The following is a 20,361-nucleotide window of genomic DNA, read 5'->3' as shown; positions in this document are numbered from 1 at the left end:
ACGGGGTGGGGGGGGGGGGCGGGCCGGCCGGGGGGGGGGGGGGGGGGGGGGGGGGGCGGGGCCCCCCCCCCCCGCCCCCTGGGGCTCCGCCCCAGACCCCGCGCCTCAAACGCCGGCGGGGCTGGATCTTGGCGGGGCTGGAATCGTCAGCTTTCCGTGCGGTACATCAGGTCCACCTCGTGGGTGGTGAAGCCGAGGCCCGCGTAGACGGCGAGGGCGGCCGGGTTGTCGGCGTCCACGTAGAGCATGGCGGTGGGCAGGCCGGACGCCGCGAGGTGGTGGAGGCCGATCGCGGTGAGGGCCTTGCCGAGGCCGCCGCCCTGCGCGCCGGGGCGCACGCCGACCACGTAGACCTCGCCGAGCTGCTGCTCCGCGTGCACCTTCGTCCAGTGGAAGCCGACGAGTTCGCCGTCGCGCTCGGCGAGGAAGAAGCCCTTGGCGTCGAACCAGGGCTGCGCGATCCGGTCGTTGAGGTCCCGCTGGGTCAGCGAGCCCTGCTCGGGGTGGTGGGCGAAGGCGGCCGCGTTGACGGCGAGCCAGGCGGCGTCGTCGGCCCCGGGCACGAAGGTGCGGACCGTCACGCCGGGCGGGAGGACGGCCTCCGGCAGCGGGGTCGCGTCCGTGCCGGCCCCGCCGAGCGGGCGGCGCAGCTGACGCAGCTCGCGGAACAGGGTCAGGCCGAGGACCTGCGCGAGGTGGCGGGCCGCGGACTTGCCGCCGTGGGCCCATACCCGGATCCGCTTGCCGGAGGCGGCCAGTAGGGCGGTGCCCAGCGCCCGGCCGTGGCCGCGGCCGCGCATCGAGGGGTGGACGACGAGCTCGGCGGCGGGGGCCTCCACCGGGTCGGTGTCCTCCAGTTGCCCGTAGCCGGCGAGCCGCCCCTTCTCGGTGAGCAGGAAGTGCCGGATCCCCTCGCGCGCTCCGCCGCGCAGCTGGAGGCGGCCCTGTTCGGACACCGCGGTGGTGCCGTCGGTGCGGGCCGCGTCCTCGATCAGCGCGAGGACCGCGTCGGCCTGCTCCTCCGTCAGCTCGTCGAGGGTCTGGATCTGCCGTCCCGGCTCCAGGGCCGTTGCTGCGTCGTCAGTCATGGAACGAGCCTACGACCCCGGCATGTAACCAGCTCGATACCCCGTACCCCCTGTCGCGCTACGCGCGTTGACAATAGGCTGCGGCGAACCTCCCAAGTCGTATCGCTGTCCACAAAGGGGAACAAATGTCAGCGACGCCACAACGGCACCGCCGAGCCCGCCGGTTGACCCTCACCGCTCTCGCCGTGACCGCGGCGGCCGGTGCGATGGTCGCCGCCGCCCTTCCGGCCGGAGCCGCGAGTGGTGGCGGTGAGGGCCGTGGCCACGGCCGCACCGTCGACGTGCAGATGCTTTCGTTCAACGACCTCCACGGCACCCTGGAGCCCCCGCAGGGCTCCTCCGGCAACGTGACCGAACGTCAGGCCGACGGCACCACCAAAGCCATACCCGCGGGCGGTGTCGAGTACCTGGCGACCGGCCTGCGCGAGGCCCGCAAGGGCCACCCGTACTCCGTCACCGCGGCGGCCGGCGACATGATCGGCGCCAGCCCGATGCTGTCCGGCCTCTTCCACGACGAGCCCACCATCGAGGCGCTCAACGACCTCAAGCTGGACGTCACCAGCGTCGGCAACCACGAGTTCGACGAGGGCAAGACCGAGCTGCGCCGCATGCAGTACGGCGGCTGCCACCCGGTCGAGGGCTGCTTCGAGCCCGGCAAGACCTTCGAGGGCGCCGACTTCAAGTACCTCGCCGCGAACGTGGTGGACGAGAAGACCAAGCGCCCGATGCTGAACCCCACCTTCATCTGGAAGAAGGGGGACGTGAAGATCGGCTTCATCGGCGTCACCCTTGAGGGCACCCCCGACGTCGTGACCGCCGACGGGGTCAAGGGCCTCAAGTTCGGCGACGAGGTCGAGACGATCAACAAGTACGCCGAGCAGCTGAACAAGCAGGGCGTGAAGGCGATCGTGGCGCTGATCCACGAGGGCGGCCTGCCCGCGAGCGGCGCGTACAACTACGACTGCAACGTGCCGGGCGCCGGCGCCGGGATCTCCGGTGCCATCGTCGACATCGCGAAGAACGTCTCGCCGAAGGTCGACGCCCTGGTCACCGGCCACACGCACCAGGCGTACGCGTGCAACATCCCCGACCCGGCGGGCAACCCGCGCACGGTCACCTCGGCCGCCTCCTACGGCCGGCTGTTCACGGACACCACGCTCACGTACGACCGCAAGACCAAGGACATCGTGCGTACGGCGATCACCTCGCCGAAGCCGGTCCAGACGGTCGTCAACCGGAACCAGCCCAAGGCCCCGGACCTGACCGCGCTGATCCAGCGGTGGAACGCGCTGGCCGCCCCGGTCGCGAACCGTCCGATGGGCTACATCTCGGCCGACATCTCGGGCCGCGGCTCGGAGGCGTACGAGAAGCCGCTCGGCGACGTGATCGCGGACGCGCAGCTCGAAGCGCTGTCCCCGGCCGCCAAGGGCGGTGCGCAGCTCGCCATCATGAACCCGGGCGGCATCCGCGCCGACCTCGCCTACAAGGCGGCGGGCAGTGAGGGCGACGGCGTGGTGACGTACGGCGAGTCGTACACGGTCCAGCCGTTCACCAACATGATGAACGTGGTGGACCTGACCGGCGCCCAGCTGATCACCGCGCTCCAGCAGCAGGTCAGCGGTCCGGTCAACGGCCCGAACCCGAAGATCCTGCAGGTCTCCAAGGGCTTCACCTACACCCTGGACACCACGAAGGCGGGCGCGGACCGCATCGTCGTGGACTCGGTGAAGCTGAACGGTGCGGCGATCGACCCGGCGAAGACCTACCGGGTCGCGATGAACGAGTTCCTCGCGGGCGGCGGTGACGGCTTCACCGTCCTGAAGGAGCACAAGAACAAGCTGGTGGGCGCGTCCGACCTGGACTGCTTCAACGCCTACCTGACCGGCCACTCCTCGGCGGCGGCGCCGCTGGCTCCGCCGGTGGCGGACCGGATCACGGTCATCAAGTAGTACCTGCGTCAGTACCCGCGAGGGGCGGTGGGCCGGTGACGGCCCGCCGCCCCTTCGGCGTTCTCAGAGGGTGGCCAGGAACGTCCGGATGGCGCCGTGGAAACCCTCCGGGTCGGTGAACGGCAGGAAGTGCTCGCCGTCCAGGGGTGCGTACGAGGTCTCCGGCCGCTTGGAGACCATCGCGTCGGCCTGGGCCTGCGGGAGCGAGGCGCTGCGGACGCCGTGGATCAGCAGTGCCGGGCAGGTGCTGCCGAGCCAGGCGGCCCAGTGGTCGCCGCGGCAGGCCTCGACGGAGTCGAGCACGTCCTGCGGGTGGAACGGCAGCCGCCAGCCCCCGTCGGGGAGCGGGCGCAGGGCCTGGGCGACGAACTGGGAGCCCACCGGCCCGGCCGCGGCGAGGAGTTCCTCGCGGGTGGGCGCGGTGTAGCGCATGTCCCGGAGGAAGGTCAGCCAGGCCATGTCCGTGAGGTTCACCTCCACGGCGGCCTCCGCGTCGATGAGCACCGAGATCCGGTCGGGGTGGGCGGCGGCCAGGTGGACGGCGTTGAGTCCGCCGAGGGAGTAGCCGAGGAGGGCGACGGGGGCGTCCAGGCCGAGGTGGTCGAGCAGCGCGACGGCGTCGGAGACGTAGCCGGCCCGGCTGTAGTCGGCGGCCCGGTCGGAGTCGCCGTGGCCGCGCTGGTCGGGGGCGATGACCCGCCAGGCGTCGCCCAGGGCCTCGGCGAGGCCGGCGAAGGCGAGTCCCTCGGGCATGCCCCCGTGCAGCGCGAGCAGGGGGCGGCCGGGGCCGCCGAAGTCCAGGTACGACAGCGTGCGGTCTTCGATGGTCATCGTGTGGCGCATGGTTCCGCTCTCCCCGGTCGTGTCCTGCTGCTGTGTCCTGCGGTGTCCCGCGGTGATGGACTCAGCCTGCCAGGATTTGGGCAAGCGCGCAATACATACGTCTTGGGCACTTGCCCAAGTGGGGGCGCGGCTACGATCCCGGCATGGGAAATCGCGAGGACCTGCTGGCCGGAGCGCGCCGCTGCCTGGAGGAGAAGGGCTATCTGCGCACCACCGTGCGCGACATCGCTTCGGCGTCGCAGGTGAGCATGGCCGCCATCGGCTACCACTTCGGCTCGCGCGAGGCCCTGCTCAACCTCGCCCTCTTCGCCGCCATGGACGAGTGGGCCGCCGGGTCCGGACGGCTCGCCGGAGAAGGGGACACCGCCGAGGAGCGGTACGCCGACACGTGGGACCGCAAGATCCGGGACTTCGGCGACATGCGCTGGCTCTGGATCGCCTCCGTGGAGGCCTTCGTCCACGCGCAGTCCTCGCCCGAGCTGCTCGCGATCCTCGCCGAGGGCCAGCGCCGGTCCCGGCGCATGGTGGCCGCGCAGCTGCGCGGGGTCCCCGAGAGCGAGGTCGCGGAGGAGGACGTACGGGCCCTCGGCTCGGTGCACATCGCCCTGCTGACCGGGGTGATGGTGCAGGCCCTGACGGACCCGGAGCGGGTGCCGGCGGGGCGGGAACTCGCCCAAGGTCTGCGCACGATGGTGGAGTTGCTCGAAAGATGAGCGTTACCGACGGGTAGTAAACGCGGGCCCCGCACGCCATACTCCGTTCCCATCACCGGGTCGGCAAAGGGGCGGGCATGGCACTGGATCGTCGGGCATTTCTGGTCGGGGCGATGGCGGCGGGCGCGGCGGCGGGACTCGGGGCGGCGGCCGCCCCGGCCTCCGCGAGCACCCTGGGGACCCAGGACTGGATGGCCGGGATCGGCGACTCCACCGCCCTCCAGCGGATGACCATCCCGGGCACCCACGACTCCGGCGCCACCCGGGGCGGGCTCTACGTCGCCTGCCAGAACACCACCATCGCCCAGCAGCTCGACTCCGGGATCCGGTTCCTCGACGTCCGCTGCCGGGTGACCGGCGGATCGTTCGCGATCCACCACGCGGCGTACTACCAGAATCTGATGTTCGGCGACGTCCTCGTCGCCTGCTGGAACTTCCTCGCCGCGCACCCCTCTGAGACCGTGCTGATGCGGCTCAAGCAGGAGTACTCCGAGGAGAGCGACGCCACCTTCCGCGCCGTCTTCGACGACTACCTCGACAACCGGGGCTGGCGCCCGCTGTTCAAGATCGCCGACTCGGTGCCCACCCTCGGACAGGCCCGCGGCAAGGTCCTCCTGCTCCCCGACAACGGCGGTCTGCCCGGCGGCCTGCGCTACGGCGACGGCAACGTCTTCGACATCCAGGACGACTACATGGCCGAACCCTTCGCCAAGCGGGGGAAGATCGAGAACCAGTTCCGCAAGGCGGTCCAGCAGCCCGGCAGGTTCTTCATGAACTACACGAGCACCGCGGCCGCGCTCCCGCCCCGCTGGAACTCCGACCGTCTCAACCCGCAGGTGCAGTCCTTCGTGGACGGCTCGGAACTCACCGGCCGCACCGGGCTCGGAATCGTCCCGATGGACTTCCCCAACACCCGCTCCGGCCTGGTCGCCTCACTGATCCGGCACAACTGACGGCTGCCCGGTCCGCTCCGGCCGGTCGGCCGGAGGCGGGGCCGGGGCGCCCGGGATGCGCAGGACCGCTTCCGCGCCCGGACCGCCGTCCGCCGGGGCGCGGAGTTCGGCCGTGCCGCCCGCGCGCAGGACCGTACGGGCCACGATGGACAGGCCGAGGCCGCTGCCGGGGAGGGCGCGGGCCGAGGGGGAGCGCCAGAAGCGCTCGAAGACGTGCGGGAGGTCCTCGGCCGGGATGCCGGGCCCGTGGTCCCGTACGGTCAGCTCGCCCGCGCGCAGCCGGACCACGACCGTGCTGCCCGGCGGGCTGAACTTCACCGCGTTGTCCAGGACGTTGACCACCGCCCGCTCCAGGGCCGCCGCCTCGCCGCGCACGTACCAGGGCTCCACGTCCGAGCGGAACTCCAGCTCCGGACCGCGCAGCCGGGCCCGGGAGAGCGCGGCGCCCGCGATCTCGTGCAGGGCCACCACGCCCAGCGGGCCCGGCGAGGCCGCGTCGGGGCGGGAGAGCTCCTGCAAGTCGCCGATGAGCGAGGCCAGTTCCGTCATCTGCGCCTTGACCGAGGCCAGCAGCTCCTTGCGGTCCTCCGGCGGGATGGCCCGGCCCGTCTCCTCGCTGCGCGCCAGCAGCTCGATGTTGGTGCGCAGCGAGGTGAGCGGGGTGCGCAGCTCGTGGCCGGCGTCCGCGATCAGCTGGGCCTGGCGCTCCTGGGAGGAGGCGAGCGCGGCCGTCATGGAGTTGAAGGAGCGCGACAGGCGGGCGATCTCGTCGTCGCCCTCGTCGGGGATCCGGACGGTCAGGTCCTCGGTGCGGGCGATGTGCTCGACGGCGCCGGTCAGTTCGTCGACCGGGCGCAGCCCCGTACGGGCCACCCACAGGCCGGCCGCGCCCGCGCCGACGATGCCGATGCCGGAGACGAGGAGCAGCACCCAGGCCAGGGTGGACAGGGGCTTGTCGATGTCGGCGAGCGGCTTGGCCACGGAGATCCCGAAGACCGGGGAGCCCGGCTGGGCCTGCGCGGTACGGGTGTAGACGCGCATCTCGGTGCCGTCGGCGGTGGTCGCGTCGTGCAGGGCGCTGGTGCGGCTCCCGCCCGCGGCGATCTGCTTGTCCAGGGTGGTCACCGGCAGGGTCGTGGTCCCGCTGACCCAGCAGTGGTTGCCGTCGGCCGTCACGATCTGCACGACCGCGTTGAGGTTCCCGGCGATCTCCTGGCCGGGCTGGCTCGGCGGCTTGTCCACGCACGCGCCGTCGCGGATGGTCCGCAGCACCTGCGCGGACACGTTCGTGGACATCAGCGAGCCGTCCAGCTGGTCGCGCAGCTGCGCCCGCACCATCACCCAGGACACGGCGGCGACGGCCGCGACGGCCAGGGCCACCGCGACCGTCACGAGCAGGGCGAGCCGCGAGCGCAGCGGCAGCCCGCGGAATCTGGCGGCCGGGCTCACTCCGGACCGCCCGGGTGGTCGCCGGCTCCCGCGGCGCGCAGTACGTAGCCCACCCCGCGCACGGTGTGGACCAGGCGGGGCTCGCCGCCGGCCTCGGTCTTGCGGCGCAGGTACATCACGTACACGTCCAGGGAGTTGGAGCTGGGCTCGAAGTCGAAGCCCCACACGGTCTTGAGGATCTGCTCGCGGGTCAGGACCTGGCGCGGGTGCGCGAGGAACATCTCCAACAGGGTGAACTCGGTGCGGGTCAGCTCCACCAGGCGCCCGGCGCGGACGACCTCGCGGGTGGCGAGGTCCATGCGCAGGTCGCCGAAGGCCAGGGCGTCCTCGTGCTCACCGGCCCCGGCCGCGGCGGGGGCGGCGTAGGCGCTGCGGCGCAGCAGCGCGCGGACGCGGGCGAACAGCTCGTCCAGTTCGAACGGCTTGACCAGGTAGTCGTCGGCGCCCGCGTCGAGTCCGGTGACGCGGTCGCCGACCGTGTCGCGGGCGGTCAGCATCAGGACGGGCGTGGTGCTGCCGGCGGCGCGCAGCCGGCGGGCGGCCGTCAGTCCGTCCATCCGGGGCATCTGGATGTCGAGGACGATCAGGTCAGGGGCGTACGAGGCCGCCTTGTCGAGGGCGTCGAGCCCGTCGACGGCGGTCTGCACGCCGTATCCCTCGAAGGCGAGGCTGCGGCGCAGGGCTTCGCGTACGGCCGGCTCGTCGTCGACGACGAGGATGCGCTGCGGGTCGCCTTCGGTGGTCATGTCGCTCTCCCCCGGGGGTGGTGGTCGGTCCTACCAGGCTCGCACGGGAGGGCTAGTAGGAGGTTCCGAAGCCGTTGGCGGCGCTGCCGGAGCCGCTGTTGCCGCCGTTGTCGCCCGCGCCGCCGGGGCCGCCGTTGCGCAGGGAGGACAGGTCGGCCTTGATGGTGTTGACCGGGATGGCGAAGCCGAGGCCGACGCTGCCGGCGGTGGAACCGCCGCTGGAGGGGGAGTAGATCGCGGAGGGCATTCCGACGATCTCGCCGTTCATGTTGACGAGGGCGCCGCCGGAGTTGCCGGGGTTGAGGGAGGCGTCCGTCTGGATGGCCTTGTACGAGGTGGTGTCGGAGCCGGTGTTCCCGTTGAACTGCTGGCCGCCGTAGGAGAACGGGAAACCGCCCTGGGGGGACTGCTTCTGCTCGGACTTCGGGACGTTCACCTCGCGGTTCAGCGCAGAGACGATACCGCTGGTGACCGTGCCGGTGAGCCGGTCGGGGGAGCCGATGGCGACGACCTCGTCGCCGACCCTGAGGCCGTCGGAGTCGCCGAGCTTGGCGGGCTTGAGGTCCTTCGCGCCCTCCACCTTGATGAGGGCCAGGTCCTTGTCCGGGTCCGTGCCGACGATCTTGGCGCTGTACTTCTTGCCGTCGCTCATCGTCACCTGGATCTTGGCGGCGCCGTCGACGACGTGGTTGTTGGTGACGATCTCGCCGGATTCGGTGATGACGATGCCGGAGCCGGTGCCCTGGCCGGATCCGGTGCTGGTGTCGATGCGCACGACCGAGGGGCTGACGTTCTGGGCTACGCCGGCGACGGTGCCGTTGCTCGACTGGGAGATGGTGCTGCCGTTGACACCCGTTCCGGTGCCGTGGGCGGTGCCGAGGAACTGCTGGACGGCGGCGGCCGTTCCGCCGCCGACCACGGCGGCGGCGAGGGCGACGGCGGCGAGGAGGGCGACGGGGCGCTTGGCCCTGGCGGGGGCGGCGTGCTGCGGGGCGGCCGCCGCCGGGGCCTCGCCGCCCCAGGTGGCCCAGCCGCCGTTGCCGGCGCCGCCGCTCTCCTGGACGCCGGTCCGGGGGACCGTCTCGCCCTGGATCACCGGGGGCTGGTGCGCCTCGTGCCAGCCCGGCGCGGGGGCCGCCGGAGGGTACGCGGGCGGCGGGGGGTACGACCCGGCCGCGGCCTGGTGGGCCGGCTGGTCACGTCCGTTCGTCCAGCCCTGGCGGTCGTCCTGGTGCGGGTACTCGCCTTCGCGGCGGAAGTTCTCGGTCATGGATACGACTGTGTCCGCGGATCATGAGAGCTTCCTGAGTCCCGGCTGAGAAGCCCGACAGAACCTCGTATGCCCGATATAAACCCGGGCCGTGCCAGGCCCTGGCGGCAGGTCCTAGCGGCAGCCGCAGGAGCGGCGGATGACCAGGGCCGAGGGGAACTGCTTCAGGCGCTCGCGGCGGGAGCCGGCCACGCGCAGGCCGTCGTCCAGGACCAGGTCCACCGCCGCACGGGCCATCGCCGGGCGGTCCGAGGCGATCGTGGTCAGCGGCGGGTCCGTGAGGGCCGCCTCCTTCACGTCGTCGAAGCCGGCGACCGCGAGCTGCTCGGGGACGTCGATGCGGAGCTCGCGCGCGGCCCGCAGCACGCCGATCGCCTGGTCGTCCGTGGCGCAGAAGATCGCCGTCGGCCGGTCGGGCCGGGCCAGGACCTCCAGGGCGACCTTGTACGCGTCGTAGCGGTTGTACGGGGCCTCGATGATCCGGCCCTCGGTCGAGCGGCCGGACTCCTGCATGGCCCGGCGCCAGCCCTCGACGTGGTCGGCCACCGGGTCGCCCACGGACGGGGTGTTCTCGATGCCGCCGATGCAGGCCACGTACTCGTGCCCGTGCTCCAGGAGGTGGCGGGTGGCGAGCTGCGCGCCGCCGATGTCGTCCGTGACGACCGCGACGTCGTCGATGGCCTCGGGGCGCTCGTGCAGGAGGACGACCCGGGCGTCCCAGGCCTCGATCTCGCTGGCAGCCTGCTCGCTCATGCCCTGGCTGACCAGGATCAGTCCGGAGACCCGCATCCCGAGGAAGGCCCGCAGGTAGTGGACCTCGCGCTCGGTGCGGTAGTCGGAGTTCCCGACCAGCACCATCTTTCCGCGCTCGGCGGCGGCCTGCTCGACCGCGTGCGCCATCTCCGCGAAGAACGGCTGACGGGCATCGGGGACGATCATGCCTATGAGGTCGGTGCGCCGTGAGGCCATCGCCTGGGCGACCCGGTCCGGGCGGTAGCCCAGATCCTTGATCGCGGCGAGGACACGCTCGCGCGTGGCCGGGGCAACCGGCCGGGGTCCGTTGTTGATCACGTAACTCACGACGGCGGTAGAAGTACCCGCAAGTCGTGCCACGTCATCCCGCGTCACCTTGGCCACGCGCGGAAGTCTACGCGGGGTGACCTACCTCTGGGCAGGGCGTCCGGAGGAGGTCATTCCCACACGGGTTCCCGCGCCCGCCCTAGTCCATCCGGGTGAGCGCGGCCGCCGCCTGTGCCGCGGCCTCCGCCGCCGCCTTCGTGGCCGCCTGGGCCGCGGCTTCCGCCGCCGCCCGCTCGACCTTCTCCGGGGTGACGAAGCGGTAGCCGACGTTGCGGACGGTACCGATCAGGGACTCGTGCTCGGGCCCGAGTTTCGCGCGCAGACGCCGTACGTGCACGTCCACGGTCCGGGTGCCGCCGAAGTAGTCGTAGCCCCAGACCTCCTGTAGCAGCTGGGCGCGGGTGAAGACCCGGCCCGGGTGCTGCGCGAGGTACTTGAGCAGCTCGAACTCCTTGAAGGTGAGGTCCAGGACCCGCCCCTTCAGCTTCGCCGAGTACGTGGCCTCGTCGACCGACAGGTCACCGTTGCGGATCTCCATCGGGGAGTCGTCCGAGCCGAGCTGCTGGCGCCCGGTCGCGAGGCGCAGCCGCGCCTCGACCTCGGCCGGGCCCGCGGTGTCGAGGAGGACGTCGTCGATGCCCCAGTCGGCGGTGACGGCCGCGAGGCCGCCCTCCGTGACCACGAGGATCAGCGGACAGCCCGGTCCCGTGGAGCGGAGCAGCTGGCAGAGCGAGCGGACCTGCGGAAGGTCGCGGCGGCCGTCCACGAGGATCACGTCGGCGCCGGGGGTGTCCACGAGGGCGGGGCCCTCGGCGGGGGCCACCCGGACGGAGTGGAGCAGCAGGCCGAGTGCGGGCAGCACCTCGGTCGACGGCTGCAGGGCATTGGTCAGGAGCAGGAGTGAGCTCATGCCCGACCACCCGCCCGGCTCGGGCTGTGGTGCGTGTGCGTGTGCGCACGCACGGTTCGCTGGTCCATCACGTCGGTTCCTCCTCGGTCCCGTCGAGGACTTTCGCGGCACTGCTTCGTACGACTTGCCGGCATCCGCCCGGTCCCCGCGCCCTGAGGCCCGGATGGGTGCCACTGATCTCGTTTGTTCCCGGTCCGTTCAACGGGCCGAAAGCACAAAAGGACCCGGGGGCTACGTTGCCCGGATCCTCTCGGCGTCAGAATAGCCCACTGGCCCTGGCGGGGCCGAGGCTTCGACGGTCGTCTCTTCTGTGGTTCGCGCCACCCGGGGGCCCGCATATGGGCCGGTTTCACCGGATCGATGGATGTGGCGCGGGCTGCCTGGGCGCACGCCGGGCGCGCGGAGGCACGCCGGGATCGGTGGCGCGAGGGTTCATGATGGAGGCCGACGGCAGAGCGCCGACGAGAGGAGCGTGCAGTGGCAACCGGAACCATCCGCTACTGGGCGGCGGCGAAGGCCGCGGCCAAGACGGCGGAGGAGCCGTACTCGGCGCGGACCCTCGCCGAGGCGCTCGAAGCCGTGCGGGAACGCCATCCCGGGGAGCTGACCCGGGTCCTGCTGCGCTGCTCCTTCCTCGTGAACGAAGAACCCGTGGGCAAGCGCCCGCACGATTCCGTCGAGCTGACCGAGGGGGGCACCGTCGAGGTGCTCCCGCCGTTCGCGGGCGGGTGAGCGGAGTCCCATGAGCACGCCCGAGGAACAGCAGCAGCAGCAGTACGCGCAGCAACACCAGCAACACCAGCAGGAGCCGGAGCCGTACGGGACCCAGACCTGGCAGTCGCCGACGTGGGACACCTCGTACCAGCCGGTGCAGCCGCCGCTGGACGCCGTACCGGCCCAGCAGCCGCTGGCCCCCGAGGGCTGGTTCCGCGAGGAGCCGCAGGTCCAGGCGGGGGTCCCCGGGGCCGAGTGGCAGCAGCCGCATCAGCAGCCGCAGCCGTATCAGCAGCCGTATCAGCCGCAGCAGCCGCAGCAGTCCTACGCGGATCCGTACGCCGCACCCGCGTACCCGCAGACGGCGGCCCCCGACCACTGGTTCCGCGAGGAGCCGCAGGCCCCCGCGCCCGCCCCCGCGCCGCAGCAGCAGTGGGGCGAGACCGCGTACCTGCCCCCGTACCCCGGTCCGGCCGACCCGGCGCAGGCCCAGGCCCAGGCCCAGGCCCAGGCTCCGGCTCCGGCTCCGGCCCAGGAGTGGACGGACCAGACCGCGTACCTGCCGCCGCAGGCGGCGCCCGAGTTCCAGGCCCAGGCCCAGGCCCTTGCCGCGGACCCGGCAGTGGACCCGGCGGCCGCTGACCCGGCCGTGGGCGGCCCGGCCGCGCACCCGGCCGGTGAGGAGCCCGCCTACTCCCCGCCCACCCTCGCCGGCAACACGCTCCGCGCCGTCGACCCCGCCCAGGCCCGCGCCGAAGGCCGCTCGCCGATCATCGACCCCGGCCCGCAGGCGGCCATACTGACCGCCGCCCTGGGCCTGGTCATCGCCGCGGCCGCCGCCCTGGGCAAGCTGGCCCTGCTCGCGCCGCTGATCGCCCTCCAGGGCCTCACCGCGGGCGGCTGGTTCCGGCTCAACGGCATGTGGCCGGCCCGCCAGGGCATCGCGCTCGCCTTCGCCGGAGCCCTCGTCGCCGACGTGGCCGTGCTCGCGGTGGCCGAGGACAACGGGCCCGGCGCGATCATCGGCACGCTCGGCGCCTGGGTGCTGCTCACGCTGGTCCTCCAGCTGCGCAGCCAGGCCGATCCGGACGAGCGGATGTACGGGCTGATGGCCTCCGTGGCCTCGGCCGCGCTCGCCATCGTCTGCGCCGGCTACCTCGCGGCCGGCGGCGCCGCCGCGACCGTGGGCGCGGCCGCCGTGGCGGTGGCCGTCTTCGCCCGCGCGCTCCCGCTGCCCACCGCGCCCTCGGTCGGCGTCTCGCTGGCCGCCGCGGCCGGTGCGGGCATCGCGGTGGGCGGTCTGACGTCCATCGGGGCCGGCGGTGCGCTGATCGGCCTGGCGGCCGGGGTGTGCGCGCTGATCGGGCTGCGCGTGGCGGCGTACGACTACCCGTCGAAGTTCGTCCACATGACGGCCGGTGTCGCGCTGCCGCTGGCCGCGGCGGCTCCGGCGGTCTACCTGATCGGCCGGGTGGTGGGCTGACGGCCGCCGGGGCCCGCCTCACGGAGGCCGGCGCCCACCTCACGGCCCGCTGACGGGGCCGCATGGTCCACTGGGCCCCACGGACCAACTATCTGGGGGGTGGGCGCGTGCGCGTCCTGCGAGTCGTACTGGTTGTCGGAGTACTGCTGGGCGGGCTGTTCGTCGGGGTGGACCGGTGGGCGGCCGGCTACGCCGAGAACCGGATGGCGGAGCGGATCCAGACCCGCGAGGGCGGGCTGCCGGGCGTGCGCGTGGACATCCAGGGGTTCCCCTTCCTGACCCAGGCGCTCGCCCACGACCTGGACGAGGTGGACCTGAAGGTGTCCAGCGTCGGGGTGACCACCCCGGAGGGCCGCCGGACGAGCCTGTCCGATCTGCGGATCGCCTTCCACGGGGTGAAGCTGAACGGCGACTACAGCGGCGGTACCGCCCGGACCGCCGAGGGCTCCGCGCTGCTGGACTACCCGGCCCTGACCAATGCCGCGCAGCCCGGCGTGACCCTCGCCTACGGCGGGGCGCCGGGCAAGGTGAAGGTCACCGCGACCTTCGAGTTCCTCGGCCGGAAGGTGACCCGCAGCGTGGTGTCCACGGTCTCCCTGGTGGACGCCAAGGACGGGAAGGGCGGGAAGACCGTCCGGGTGCGCGCCGACGAGGTGCCGGGCGAGGGGCTCCCGGGCATCGAGACCGCCGTGCGCAAGCTGACGGACTTCGACCGGCGGCTCGACAGCGGACTGACGGCCGGGATCCAGCTGACCGCGCTGACCTCCGACGAGGCCGGTGTTCACCTCACTCTGGGCGGCACGAACCTGGCACTGGCCGGATAGTGAGACGCGGGGGTCCGTTCCGCAGATGGGACGGGCCCCGCGGGTGTTCCCGCGGGCGGCGCGGCAGCCGCCCGGAGTCATTCGATCCCACTATTCGGACGATCCTGTCTCGGTATATGACACGGCGGTGACAGAGCGGCCGATTCGTCCCTACGATCCATGGCTATGAAGCATCAGCAGGCGGACCTCACGAAGCGACGGGCAGTAGACCTGTGTCGCGTCGCCGCCATGCTCTGTCGATCCATGTGACGTGTGAGCGCATCCCGCTCCATAGCCGGACGACGGCCTTCCGATTTCCCGTGTGACCACCTCTGCCCCCGCCCTCCTGAAGCCTCCCCGCAACAGGATCGTCGAGCGCACCCGGAAACACGCCTCACGCACCACCAGCACCACCCCGCCGCACACTGCCCCGGAGGAGAACACCATGAGCCGCAGCGACGTCCTCGTAGACGCCGACTGGGTCGAGGCCCACCTGAACGACGCCAACGTCGTCATCGTCGAGGTGGACGAGGACACGTCCGCGTACGACAAGAACCACATCACCAACGCCGTCCGGATCGACTGGAAGAGCGACCTCCAGGACCCGGTCCGCCGTGACTTCGTGGACCAGGAGGGCTTCGAGAAGCTCCTCTCCGCCAAGGGCATCTCCAACGACGACACCGTCGTCCTCTACGGCGGCAACAACAACTGGTTCGCGTCCTACGCCTACTGGTACTTCAAGCTCTACGGCCACCAGGACGTCCGCCTGCTCGACGGCGGCCGCAAGAAGTGGGAGCTCGACTCCCGCGACCTGGTCGACGGCACCGAGGTCCCCAACCGCCCGGCCACGAACTACAAGGCCAAGGCCCAGGACACCTCGATCCGCGCCTTCCGTGACGACGCGGTCGCCGCGATCGGCACGAAGAACCTGGTCGACGTCCGCTCGCCCGACGAGTTCTCCGGCAAGCTGCTCGCGCCGGCGCACCTCCCGCAGGAGCAGTCGCAGCGTCCGGGTCACATCCCGAGCGCCCGCAACATCCCGTGGTCGAAGAACGCCAACGACGACGGCACCTTCAAGTCCGACGAGGAGCTCACCGCCCTCTACCAGGCCGAGCAGGTCGACCTGGCGAAGGACACCATCGCCTACTGCCGCATCGGTGAGCGTTCCGCGCTCACCTGGTTCGTGCTGCACGAGCTCCTGGGCCAGGAGAACGTCAAGAACTACGACGGCTCGTGGACCGAGTACGGCTCGCTGGTCGGCGTGCCGATCGAGCTCGGCCCCAACAAGTAGTTCCGACAAGCGATCCGGGGCACGCGACGCCCCGTAGTCATCCCTCTCTAGGACAGGACAGAGAACATGTGTGGAGCACAGATCGGCGGGCCCGACCTCTCGACGCTCAAGCCCGGTGAGACGGCCATCCAGGGCCAGGTCACGCAGAACGGCGAGCCGGTGTCCGGCTACGTCCGCCTGCTGGACTCGACCGGCGAGTTCACCGCCGAGGTCCCGACCTCGGCGACCGGCCAGTTCCGTTTCTACGCGGCCGAGGGCTCCTGGACGCTGCGCGCGCTCGTGCCCGGCGCCCAGGCGGACCGCGCCGTGGTCGTCGTCGAGACCGGCGGCGTGACGGACGTGGCGATCGCGGTCTGACCACCGCACCTGTGTGACGGTATGACCGGCCGAAGGGCCGCACCCCCGGGGGTTGGACGCCATCGGATCGGGGTGCGGCCCTTCGTGCTGCTCCGGACCCTTCGCAGCAGCCGTCTCCGGCTCTACCCTGAAGGCATGTACGCCCGGCGGCGCCGCGCCTACTTCCTGCTCATGGGCGGATGCCTGTTCCTCTTCGTCTCCGCCTGGTCCTTCGTGCGCCTGTTCTCGGTCGAGGCCGCCGTGGCGCTGTGCGTGGTCGCCATGGTCATCCCGCCCGTCGCGGCGATGGTCGCGAACCGGCGGGGTCCGGACGACCGCTGGTGGGACGACCCGTCGGGCGACCCGAAGTCCGACGAGTGGTGGGACGAACTGGACGGAAAGCGGCGGCACGAGGACTGAAACCCGCCGAGATAAAAATGTAATAAGCGTGCGTACAACATCTCTCCACAGCAGGGTGTCATCTGTGTGCGCGGTGAACCGATCGCGCCTCCAGTCCTGTGGGGGGACTTCTTTTGGAACACGAACAGACCATCCCTGAGCAGCGGAAAGAGGAGGAGAGCGCCCCGGAACAGGGCACTCCCGACGCCGCTTCCGACGCCGCTCAGCCAGGTCCCCGCCGCCGTGGACGCCGTACGGTCCTGCTGATCGCGGGCGCGGCCGTCCTCGGCGTCCTGGCGGGCACGGTCACCGGTTACGCGATCCAGTACCACCGCGCACCGACACCGCTGGCACCGCTGGCGCAGGCGGACCTGACGTCCCCGAAGGCGCTCGCGCCCGACGACGCCACCACGAACAAGACGATCAACGCCAACCGCTGGCACAAGACGGACGACGACCTCGCGAAGGTGCTGATCGAGGCACCGAGCGGCGCGAAGAAGGGCGGCTCGGGCTACGGCACCCTCGACCTCCTCGCGCTGGACTTCGAGAAGCCGGACCACATGCTGCGCAACCTGGCCGCCACCAAGACCCGCCGGATCGCTTCGGTGAGCTGGTCGGAGGACGACACCACCTTCGTCGAGGTGACGGTGCTGCAGTTCAACGATCGCAGCGGCGCGGACGACTACCAGGCCGGCCAGTCCAACTACATGTCCACCAAGGATTACGCGGGCAACCCGGGCGTGCCCATCGAAGGGTTTCCCTCGCAGCTCGGACACGTCTGGGTGTACTCGGAGGCCGATGAGAAGCCGGGCTATCTCCCGTTGCGGACCGCCCGGGCCATCGCCCGCCGCGGCGACCTGGTGCTCGACATCCACTACATGAACAACCGGGGCAAGATCGCCGAAGGCGACGTCATGGACCTGGCCAAGCGACAGCTGGAGCGACTGTGACCGAGCCGCAGAACGACGTGACCCCGGCTCCGGTCCCGGCCGAGGCCGTGGAGCCCGTGGCTCCCGTGGCGAAGCCCACGCGCAGGGTCAACCGCAAGGCGGCCGCCCTGGTGGCCGGTGGTGTGGCCGTCGCGGTGCTGCTGGGCGGTGGAGTCTGGGCGTCCTCCGCGATCGCGGACGCCGACCGGGAGGCGCCCACGGCTTACTGGGCGCCCCTCGGCGATCGGCTGAAGCAGCCCGCCGAGCCCGACTCCGTACCGCCGAACGAGCTCTCCGGCAAGCTGCTGCCGGTCCCGTCCGGCTTCGCCCTCGGTCCCGACCTGGGGGCGAACGGCAACAACTTCTTCGTCTCCGGAGAAGCGGCGATGGAGGGCTTCAAGGAGTCCCGCGACGGGCTGTCCACCACGGAGCGCAAGCAGCGCGACGAGACGCTCGCCGAGCTGAAGCTCAGGGGTCTGGCAGGGCGCAGCTACGTCAAGGGCCGGGGCGACTGGATCGCCGAAGTCCACATCATGCAGGCCGATCCGAAGGCCGTGGGCAAGTTCTCCGAGCTCACCAAGAAGCTCCTCGATATCGCCGGCGACAAGCGCGAGGCACCGAAGGTGGACGGGTTCCCGGATGCCAAGTGCTCGCTGCTGGCGATCGGCGAGAAGGACAAGGAAAAGATCGACTCGATCGACTGCACGGCCGTCCAGGGCGATGTGGCCGTCACCTTCCGCGCCTACGGTCCCAAGCCCTTCTCCACCTCCGACGCCGTCGCGTTCTTCAAGAACCAGATGAGCCACCTGAAGTCCCCCGGGGAGTCCGCGTGACCGAGCAGAACACCACCGGAACCGTGCCGGCGCCCCCCGAGGACGCGGTGCCCGCGCAGGCCGCCATGCCCGCGCAGGCGACGCCGCTCGCGGTGAATCCCTTCGCGGCCCCGGAGGTCCCGGCCGCGCCCAAGGACCGCCGCAAGCTGTTCGCCGCGCTGCGCTGGACCGCCGCCGTACTCGTCTTCGGCGCCGTCGGCACGGGAGTCGCGTACGGGGTCACCCAGCCCGCACGCACCGACATCCCGGGCCTGTCCACGAAGGCCGACGGCCGCTGGGTCTACCCGGCGCTGGCCAAGCCGACGCTGCCGCCGGGTGCCGCGCTGCCGTTCGCCAAGGACAACAAGGACGGCATCCACTACGCCGGCCTCACCCAGCTGCTCCTGCCGCCGCCCACCGGCTCCACCCCCGACTCCACGCTGAAGCTGGAGAAGGACGAGGTGGTGAGCACGGACACCTTCCTGGCGGAGTACGACCCCTCCGCTCACCGGGAGATGAAGGACCAGTTCGCCAACGAGGGGCTGCGGCAGATCGTCGGCCGCGGCTGGATCACCCCGGACGGCACCCGCACACGCGTCTACCTGCTGCGGTACCACTCCTCCGGTTTCGCGGACACCTTCAAGGAGTGCAACGTGGGCATGCACCTGAAGGGCACCCACACCATCGTGGACGCGGACTGGACCAAGGCCAAGGGCAAGGCACAGGGCGACCAGGCCGCACCTCCCCTCGGCGGCGTCTCGCTCTACGCGGAGCCGGCCCCGGTCGGCGACGAGCAGGCCAAGGTCGGCTGCATCCGCTCCGGTGACGTCGTGGGCGTCGTCCTCCAGACCCGCAAGGGCGAGGTGGCGACCGTTCCGTTCCACCAGACGGTGATCCTCCAGCACCAGCTGCTCCGCTAGCGCGCGGGCCCGTCGTACGGGCTACCTCACAGAGTGCGCCGGTCCCCAGGCCAGTAGGCTTGGGGACCGGCCCCGTAATGCCGCCCACACACTCCGAGGAGCACCCCGTGCTTGAGGCAGTCTTCACTTCCCTGCTGGTCCTGGTCTGCGTCGGCGTTCTCGCCTTCTCCGGGCTCGCCGTGAAGAAGCTGTACCAGGGCCAGCGCTGATCTCCTGATCGGCCGCCGCCCGCCCCGGATACCGGAACCCCTCCCACAGATCGCCTGAGCAGCCATTCATGATCCAGATCCCGTCCGACCTGAACCCGAGCCTCGTCCCCCTCGCCTTCCTCCTCGGCAACTGGGAAGGCGCAGGCGTCTTCGACTTCCCCGGTGAGGAGAAGTGCAACTTCGGCCAGGAAGTCGTCTTCAGCCACGACGGCCGGGACTTCCTGGAGTACCACTCGCACAGCTGGGTCCTCGACGCCGAGGGCAACAAGGTGCGGCCGCTGGAGTCCGAGTCCGGCTACTGGCGCATCGACGGCCAGCGCAAGGTCGAGGTCGTCATGGTCCGCGACCAGGGCGTCGTGGAGATCTGGTACGGCGACCTCGCCGACCAGAAGCCGCAGATCGACCTGGTCACCGACGCGGTGGCGCGTACCGCGACCTCCCGTCCGCACAGCGGCGGCAAGCGGCTCTACGGCTACGTCAAGGGCGACCTGATGTGGGTCGGCGAGAAGGCCACCCCGGACGTCGAGCTGCGCCCGTACAAGTCGGCCCAGCTGAAGAAGGTCGTCACCCCGGAAGAGGTCGCCGAGATGGCGCGCAACCTCCCGGACATGCCGGACGACGGCATCGCCTTCTTCCGCTAGACCGCGCCCCCGAACGTGCGTGAGCCCCCGGCAGCCTTCGCCGCCGGGGGCTCCCGCGTATGACCGGTCAGCCGTCAGCCGTCAGCCGTCAGTCGTCAGCCGTCAGCCTTCAGCCGGTGGCCGCGACCGGGCCGTCCCAGGCGTTGCGGTCGACGGTCAGGGTGGCGCCGCCGTAGGTCTCGCGCTGGTTGACCTGGTACTGGTGGCCGCGCCGGTGGCCGGTGAAGAGGCCGGCGGAGTACGGCCAGCTCCCGGTGGTGTCGGCGGCGCCGTCGTACTTGGCGTACCAGAGGGCCTCGGGCAGATCGGCCTCGCCGCGCTCGGCCGCCCTGGCGATGCCGGCGGCGCTGGAGGAGGCGAACCCGTAGAAGCCGGGGCGGTAGGCCTTCGCCTTCACCGCCCGGTCGAAGGCCTTGGTGTAGGTGAGCACCGCGTCCGCGCAGGCGGTGTCGGCCGTGTTGTACGCCTCCATGTCCAGGTACAGGGTGCTGCCCGCCCGCATGCCCAGCGCGCCGGCCTTGGCGGCCGCGTCCGCGCCGTCGGCCGCGCCCAGGGACTGCGCGGTGGCGGCGGTGATCTTCTCCGGGCTGGAGCCGGTCTGGCACGGCGGCTGCGCGCCGACGTAGAGCGGGATCAGCTTCCAGCCGGAGGCGCTGACCGTGCTCACCCAGGAGGCGGTGAGCTGCGGCTGCGCGCAGCCGCGGTTCTTGCCGCCGACGTAGACGGCGACGGCCCCGTACGGGGAGGTGCCGCGCCACGCGTTCATCGTGGAGGTGGGCGGCGCGGTGCAGGTGTCGAAGGCCAGGCCGGTGAAGACCCCGCC

General features: G+C 71.7%; 22 protein-coding genes. 14 read left to right on the top strand and 8 right to left on the bottom strand.

Annotation, left to right across the window (positions count from 1 at the left end; all coding sequences use genetic code 11):
• Positions 1-146: 146 nt before the first annotated feature.
• A complete protein-coding gene (gene mshD / locus ACFXDJ_RS21895) occupies positions 147-1,088 on the bottom strand; it encodes a mycothiol synthase (protein ID WP_384652493.1) in 942 nt (313 codons plus the stop codon).
• Between the two features lie 125 nt (positions 1,089-1,213).
• Between mshD and ACFXDJ_RS21890 the strand changes: the two genes are divergently transcribed.
• Positions 1,214-3,037, top strand: coding sequence for a bifunctional metallophosphatase/5'-nucleotidase (locus tag ACFXDJ_RS21890; RefSeq protein ID WP_384652495.1), 1,824 nt, complete (start codon positions 1,214-1,216; stop codon positions 3,035-3,037).
• Between the two features lie 63 nt (positions 3,038-3,100).
• On the opposite strand, the gene ACFXDJ_RS21885 is transcribed toward ACFXDJ_RS21890, so the two are convergent.
• Positions 3,101-3,880 (bottom strand): alpha/beta fold hydrolase, encoded by a 780-nt coding sequence (locus ACFXDJ_RS21885; protein WP_384849999.1) that lies wholly within the window; start codon positions 3,878-3,880, stop codon positions 3,101-3,103.
• A gap of 143 nt (positions 3,881-4,023) precedes the next feature.
• On the opposite strand from ACFXDJ_RS21885, the gene ACFXDJ_RS21880 reads away from it, so the two are divergent.
• Together ACFXDJ_RS21880 and ACFXDJ_RS21875 are read left to right on the top strand one after the other, a co-directional pair.
• A complete protein-coding gene (locus ACFXDJ_RS21880; RefSeq protein ID WP_384849997.1) occupies positions 4,024-4,593 on the top strand; it encodes a TetR/AcrR family transcriptional regulator in 570 nt (189 codons plus the stop codon).
• 77 nt (positions 4,594-4,670) lie between these two features.
• On the top strand, positions 4,671-5,546 hold the full coding sequence (locus ACFXDJ_RS21875; RefSeq protein ID WP_384652501.1) for a phosphatidylinositol-specific phospholipase C: 876 nt from the start codon (positions 4,671-4,673) through the stop codon (positions 5,544-5,546).
• On the opposite strand, the gene ACFXDJ_RS21870 is transcribed toward ACFXDJ_RS21875, so the two are convergent.
• The 5 genes from ACFXDJ_RS21870 to ACFXDJ_RS21850 all read right to left on the bottom strand — a co-directional run bounded on the left by ACFXDJ_RS21870 (position 5,526) and on the right by ACFXDJ_RS21850 (position 11,001).
• Positions 5,526-6,995 (bottom strand): sensor histidine kinase, encoded by a 1,470-nt coding sequence (locus ACFXDJ_RS21870; protein ID WP_384652503.1) that lies wholly within the window; start codon positions 6,993-6,995, stop codon positions 5,526-5,528. The genes ACFXDJ_RS21875 and ACFXDJ_RS21870 overlap by 21 nt on opposite strands.
• Positions 6,992-7,741 (bottom strand): response regulator transcription factor, encoded by a 750-nt coding sequence (locus tag ACFXDJ_RS21865; protein WP_384652505.1) that lies wholly within the window; start codon positions 7,739-7,741, stop codon positions 6,992-6,994. The genes ACFXDJ_RS21870 and ACFXDJ_RS21865 overlap by 4 nt, the downstream gene beginning before the upstream one ends.
• Before the next feature lie 52 nt (positions 7,742-7,793).
• A complete protein-coding gene (locus ACFXDJ_RS21860; RefSeq protein ID WP_384849993.1) occupies positions 7,794-9,011 on the bottom strand; it encodes a S1C family serine protease in 1,218 nt (405 codons plus the stop codon).
• 114 nt (positions 9,012-9,125) lie between these two features.
• Positions 9,126-10,148, bottom strand: a complete 1,023-nt coding sequence (locus tag ACFXDJ_RS21855; protein WP_384655078.1) for a LacI family DNA-binding transcriptional regulator — start codon at positions 10,146-10,148, stop codon at positions 9,126-9,128.
• Positions 10,149-10,230: 82 nt separating this feature from the next.
• Entirely contained in the window at positions 10,231-11,001 is a 771-nt protein-coding gene (locus tag ACFXDJ_RS21850; protein WP_384655081.1) for a response regulator transcription factor, read from the bottom strand.
• 477 nt (positions 11,002-11,478) lie between these two features.
• Between ACFXDJ_RS21850 and ACFXDJ_RS21845 the strand changes: the two genes are divergently transcribed.
• From ACFXDJ_RS21845 to ACFXDJ_RS21795, 11 genes are all read left to right on the top strand, one after another.
• Positions 11,479-11,733 carry a MoaD/ThiS family protein gene (locus ACFXDJ_RS21845; protein WP_384655084.1) on the top strand — a complete coding sequence of 85 codons (255 nt, stop codon included), beginning with the start codon at positions 11,479-11,481 and terminating at the stop codon, positions 11,731-11,733.
• Positions 11,734-11,743: 10 nt separating this feature from the next.
• The gene (locus tag ACFXDJ_RS21840) at positions 11,744-13,198 is read left to right on the top strand and encodes a hypothetical protein (protein ID WP_384655087.1); all 1,455 of its coding nucleotides are present in this window, start codon (positions 11,744-11,746) and stop codon (positions 13,196-13,198) included.
• A 107-nt stretch (positions 13,199-13,305) separates the two neighbouring features.
• On the top strand, positions 13,306-14,022 hold the full coding sequence (locus tag ACFXDJ_RS21835; protein WP_384655089.1) for a DUF2993 domain-containing protein: 717 nt from the start codon (positions 13,306-13,308) through the stop codon (positions 14,020-14,022).
• Positions 14,023-14,181: 159 nt separating this feature from the next.
• A complete protein-coding gene (locus ACFXDJ_RS21830) occupies positions 14,182-14,271 on the top strand; it encodes an Ms5788A family Cys-rich leader peptide (RefSeq protein ID WP_350875872.1) in 90 nt (29 codons plus the stop codon).
• Positions 14,272-14,446: 175 nt separating this feature from the next.
• Positions 14,447-15,292 (top strand): sulfurtransferase, encoded by an 846-nt coding sequence (locus tag ACFXDJ_RS21825; RefSeq protein WP_384655118.1) that lies wholly within the window; start codon positions 14,447-14,449, stop codon positions 15,290-15,292.
• Between the two features lie 66 nt (positions 15,293-15,358).
• Complete coding sequence (locus ACFXDJ_RS21820; protein ID WP_384655092.1) at positions 15,359-15,649, top strand: DUF1416 domain-containing protein; 291 nt, start codon at positions 15,359-15,361, stop codon at positions 15,647-15,649.
• Between the two features lie 135 nt (positions 15,650-15,784).
• Entirely contained in the window at positions 15,785-16,048 is a 264-nt protein-coding gene (locus ACFXDJ_RS21815; RefSeq protein WP_266575166.1) for a DUF3099 domain-containing protein, read from the top strand.
• Between the two features lie 113 nt (positions 16,049-16,161).
• Complete coding sequence (locus tag ACFXDJ_RS21810; protein ID WP_384849990.1) at positions 16,162-16,977, top strand: hypothetical protein; 816 nt, start codon at positions 16,162-16,164, stop codon at positions 16,975-16,977.
• Complete coding sequence (locus ACFXDJ_RS21805) at positions 16,974-17,789, top strand: hypothetical protein (protein WP_384849987.1); 816 nt, start codon at positions 16,974-16,976, stop codon at positions 17,787-17,789. The genes ACFXDJ_RS21810 and ACFXDJ_RS21805 overlap by 4 nt, the downstream gene beginning before the upstream one ends.
• Entirely contained in the window at positions 17,786-18,688 is a 903-nt protein-coding gene (locus ACFXDJ_RS21800; protein ID WP_384849984.1) for a hypothetical protein, read from the top strand. The genes ACFXDJ_RS21805 and ACFXDJ_RS21800 overlap by 4 nt, the downstream gene beginning before the upstream one ends.
• Before the next feature lie 277 nt (positions 18,689-18,965).
• The gene (locus tag ACFXDJ_RS21795) at positions 18,966-19,538 is read left to right on the top strand and encodes an FABP family protein (RefSeq protein WP_384655104.1); all 573 of its coding nucleotides are present in this window, start codon (positions 18,966-18,968) and stop codon (positions 19,536-19,538) included.
• A gap of 109 nt (positions 19,539-19,647) precedes the next feature.
• Here the strand turns inward: ACFXDJ_RS21795 and ACFXDJ_RS21790 are convergent, their stop codons facing one another.
• Entirely contained in the window at positions 19,648-20,343 is a 696-nt protein-coding gene (locus ACFXDJ_RS21790; protein WP_384850022.1) for a glycoside hydrolase domain-containing protein, read from the bottom strand.
• Between the last annotated feature and the right edge of the window lie 18 nt (positions 20,344-20,361).

The sequence above is a fragment of the Streptomyces sp. NPDC059443 genome (genome assembly GCF_042750105.1).
GTDB lineage: Bacteria > Actinomycetota > Actinomycetes > Streptomycetales > Streptomycetaceae > Streptomyces.
Note: the sequence above shows the minus strand (reverse complement) of the source record. Positions and strands in the feature narration are given on the sequence as shown.

Bases quoted from the DNA above. Each gene is read 5' to 3' on its own strand.
- ACFXDJ_RS21815 (WP_266575166.1), top strand. From the start codon at position 15,785: ATGTACGCCCGGCGGCGCCGCGCCTACTTCCTGCTCATGGGCGGATGC.
- ACFXDJ_RS21875 (WP_384652501.1), top strand. From the start codon at position 4,671: ATGGCACTGGATCGTCGGGCATTTCTGGTCGGGGCGATGGCGGCGGGC.
- ACFXDJ_RS21865 (WP_384652505.1), bottom strand. From the start codon at position 7,741: ATGACCACCGAAGGCGACCCGCAGCGCATCCTCGTCGTCGACGACGAG.
- mshD (WP_384652493.1), bottom strand. From the start codon at position 1,088: ATGACTGACGACGCAGCAACGGCCCTGGAGCCGGGACGGCAGATCCAG.
- ACFXDJ_RS21825 (WP_384655118.1), top strand. From the start codon at position 14,447: ATGAGCCGCAGCGACGTCCTCGTAGACGCCGACTGGGTCGAGGCCCAC.
- ACFXDJ_RS21820 (WP_384655092.1), top strand. From the start codon at position 15,359: ATGTGTGGAGCACAGATCGGCGGGCCCGACCTCTCGACGCTCAAGCCC.
- ACFXDJ_RS21885 (WP_384849999.1), bottom strand. From the start codon at position 3,880: ATGCGCCACACGATGACCATCGAAGACCGCACGCTGTCGTACCTGGAC.
- ACFXDJ_RS21890 (WP_384652495.1), top strand. From the start codon at position 1,214: ATGTCAGCGACGCCACAACGGCACCGCCGAGCCCGCCGGTTGACCCTC.
- ACFXDJ_RS21860 (WP_384849993.1), bottom strand. From the start codon at position 9,011: ATGACCGAGAACTTCCGCCGCGAAGGCGAGTACCCGCACCAGGACGAC.
- ACFXDJ_RS21795 (WP_384655104.1), top strand. From the start codon at position 18,966: ATGATCCAGATCCCGTCCGACCTGAACCCGAGCCTCGTCCCCCTCGCC.
- ACFXDJ_RS21830 (WP_350875872.1), top strand. From the start codon at position 14,182: ATGGCTATGAAGCATCAGCAGGCGGACCTCACGAAGCGACGGGCAGTA.
- ACFXDJ_RS21880 (WP_384849997.1), top strand. From the start codon at position 4,024: ATGGGAAATCGCGAGGACCTGCTGGCCGGAGCGCGCCGCTGCCTGGAG.
- ACFXDJ_RS21840 (WP_384655087.1), top strand. From the start codon at position 11,744: ATGAGCACGCCCGAGGAACAGCAGCAGCAGCAGTACGCGCAGCAACAC.
- ACFXDJ_RS21850 (WP_384655081.1), bottom strand. From the start codon at position 11,001: ATGAGCTCACTCCTGCTCCTGACCAATGCCCTGCAGCCGTCGACCGAG.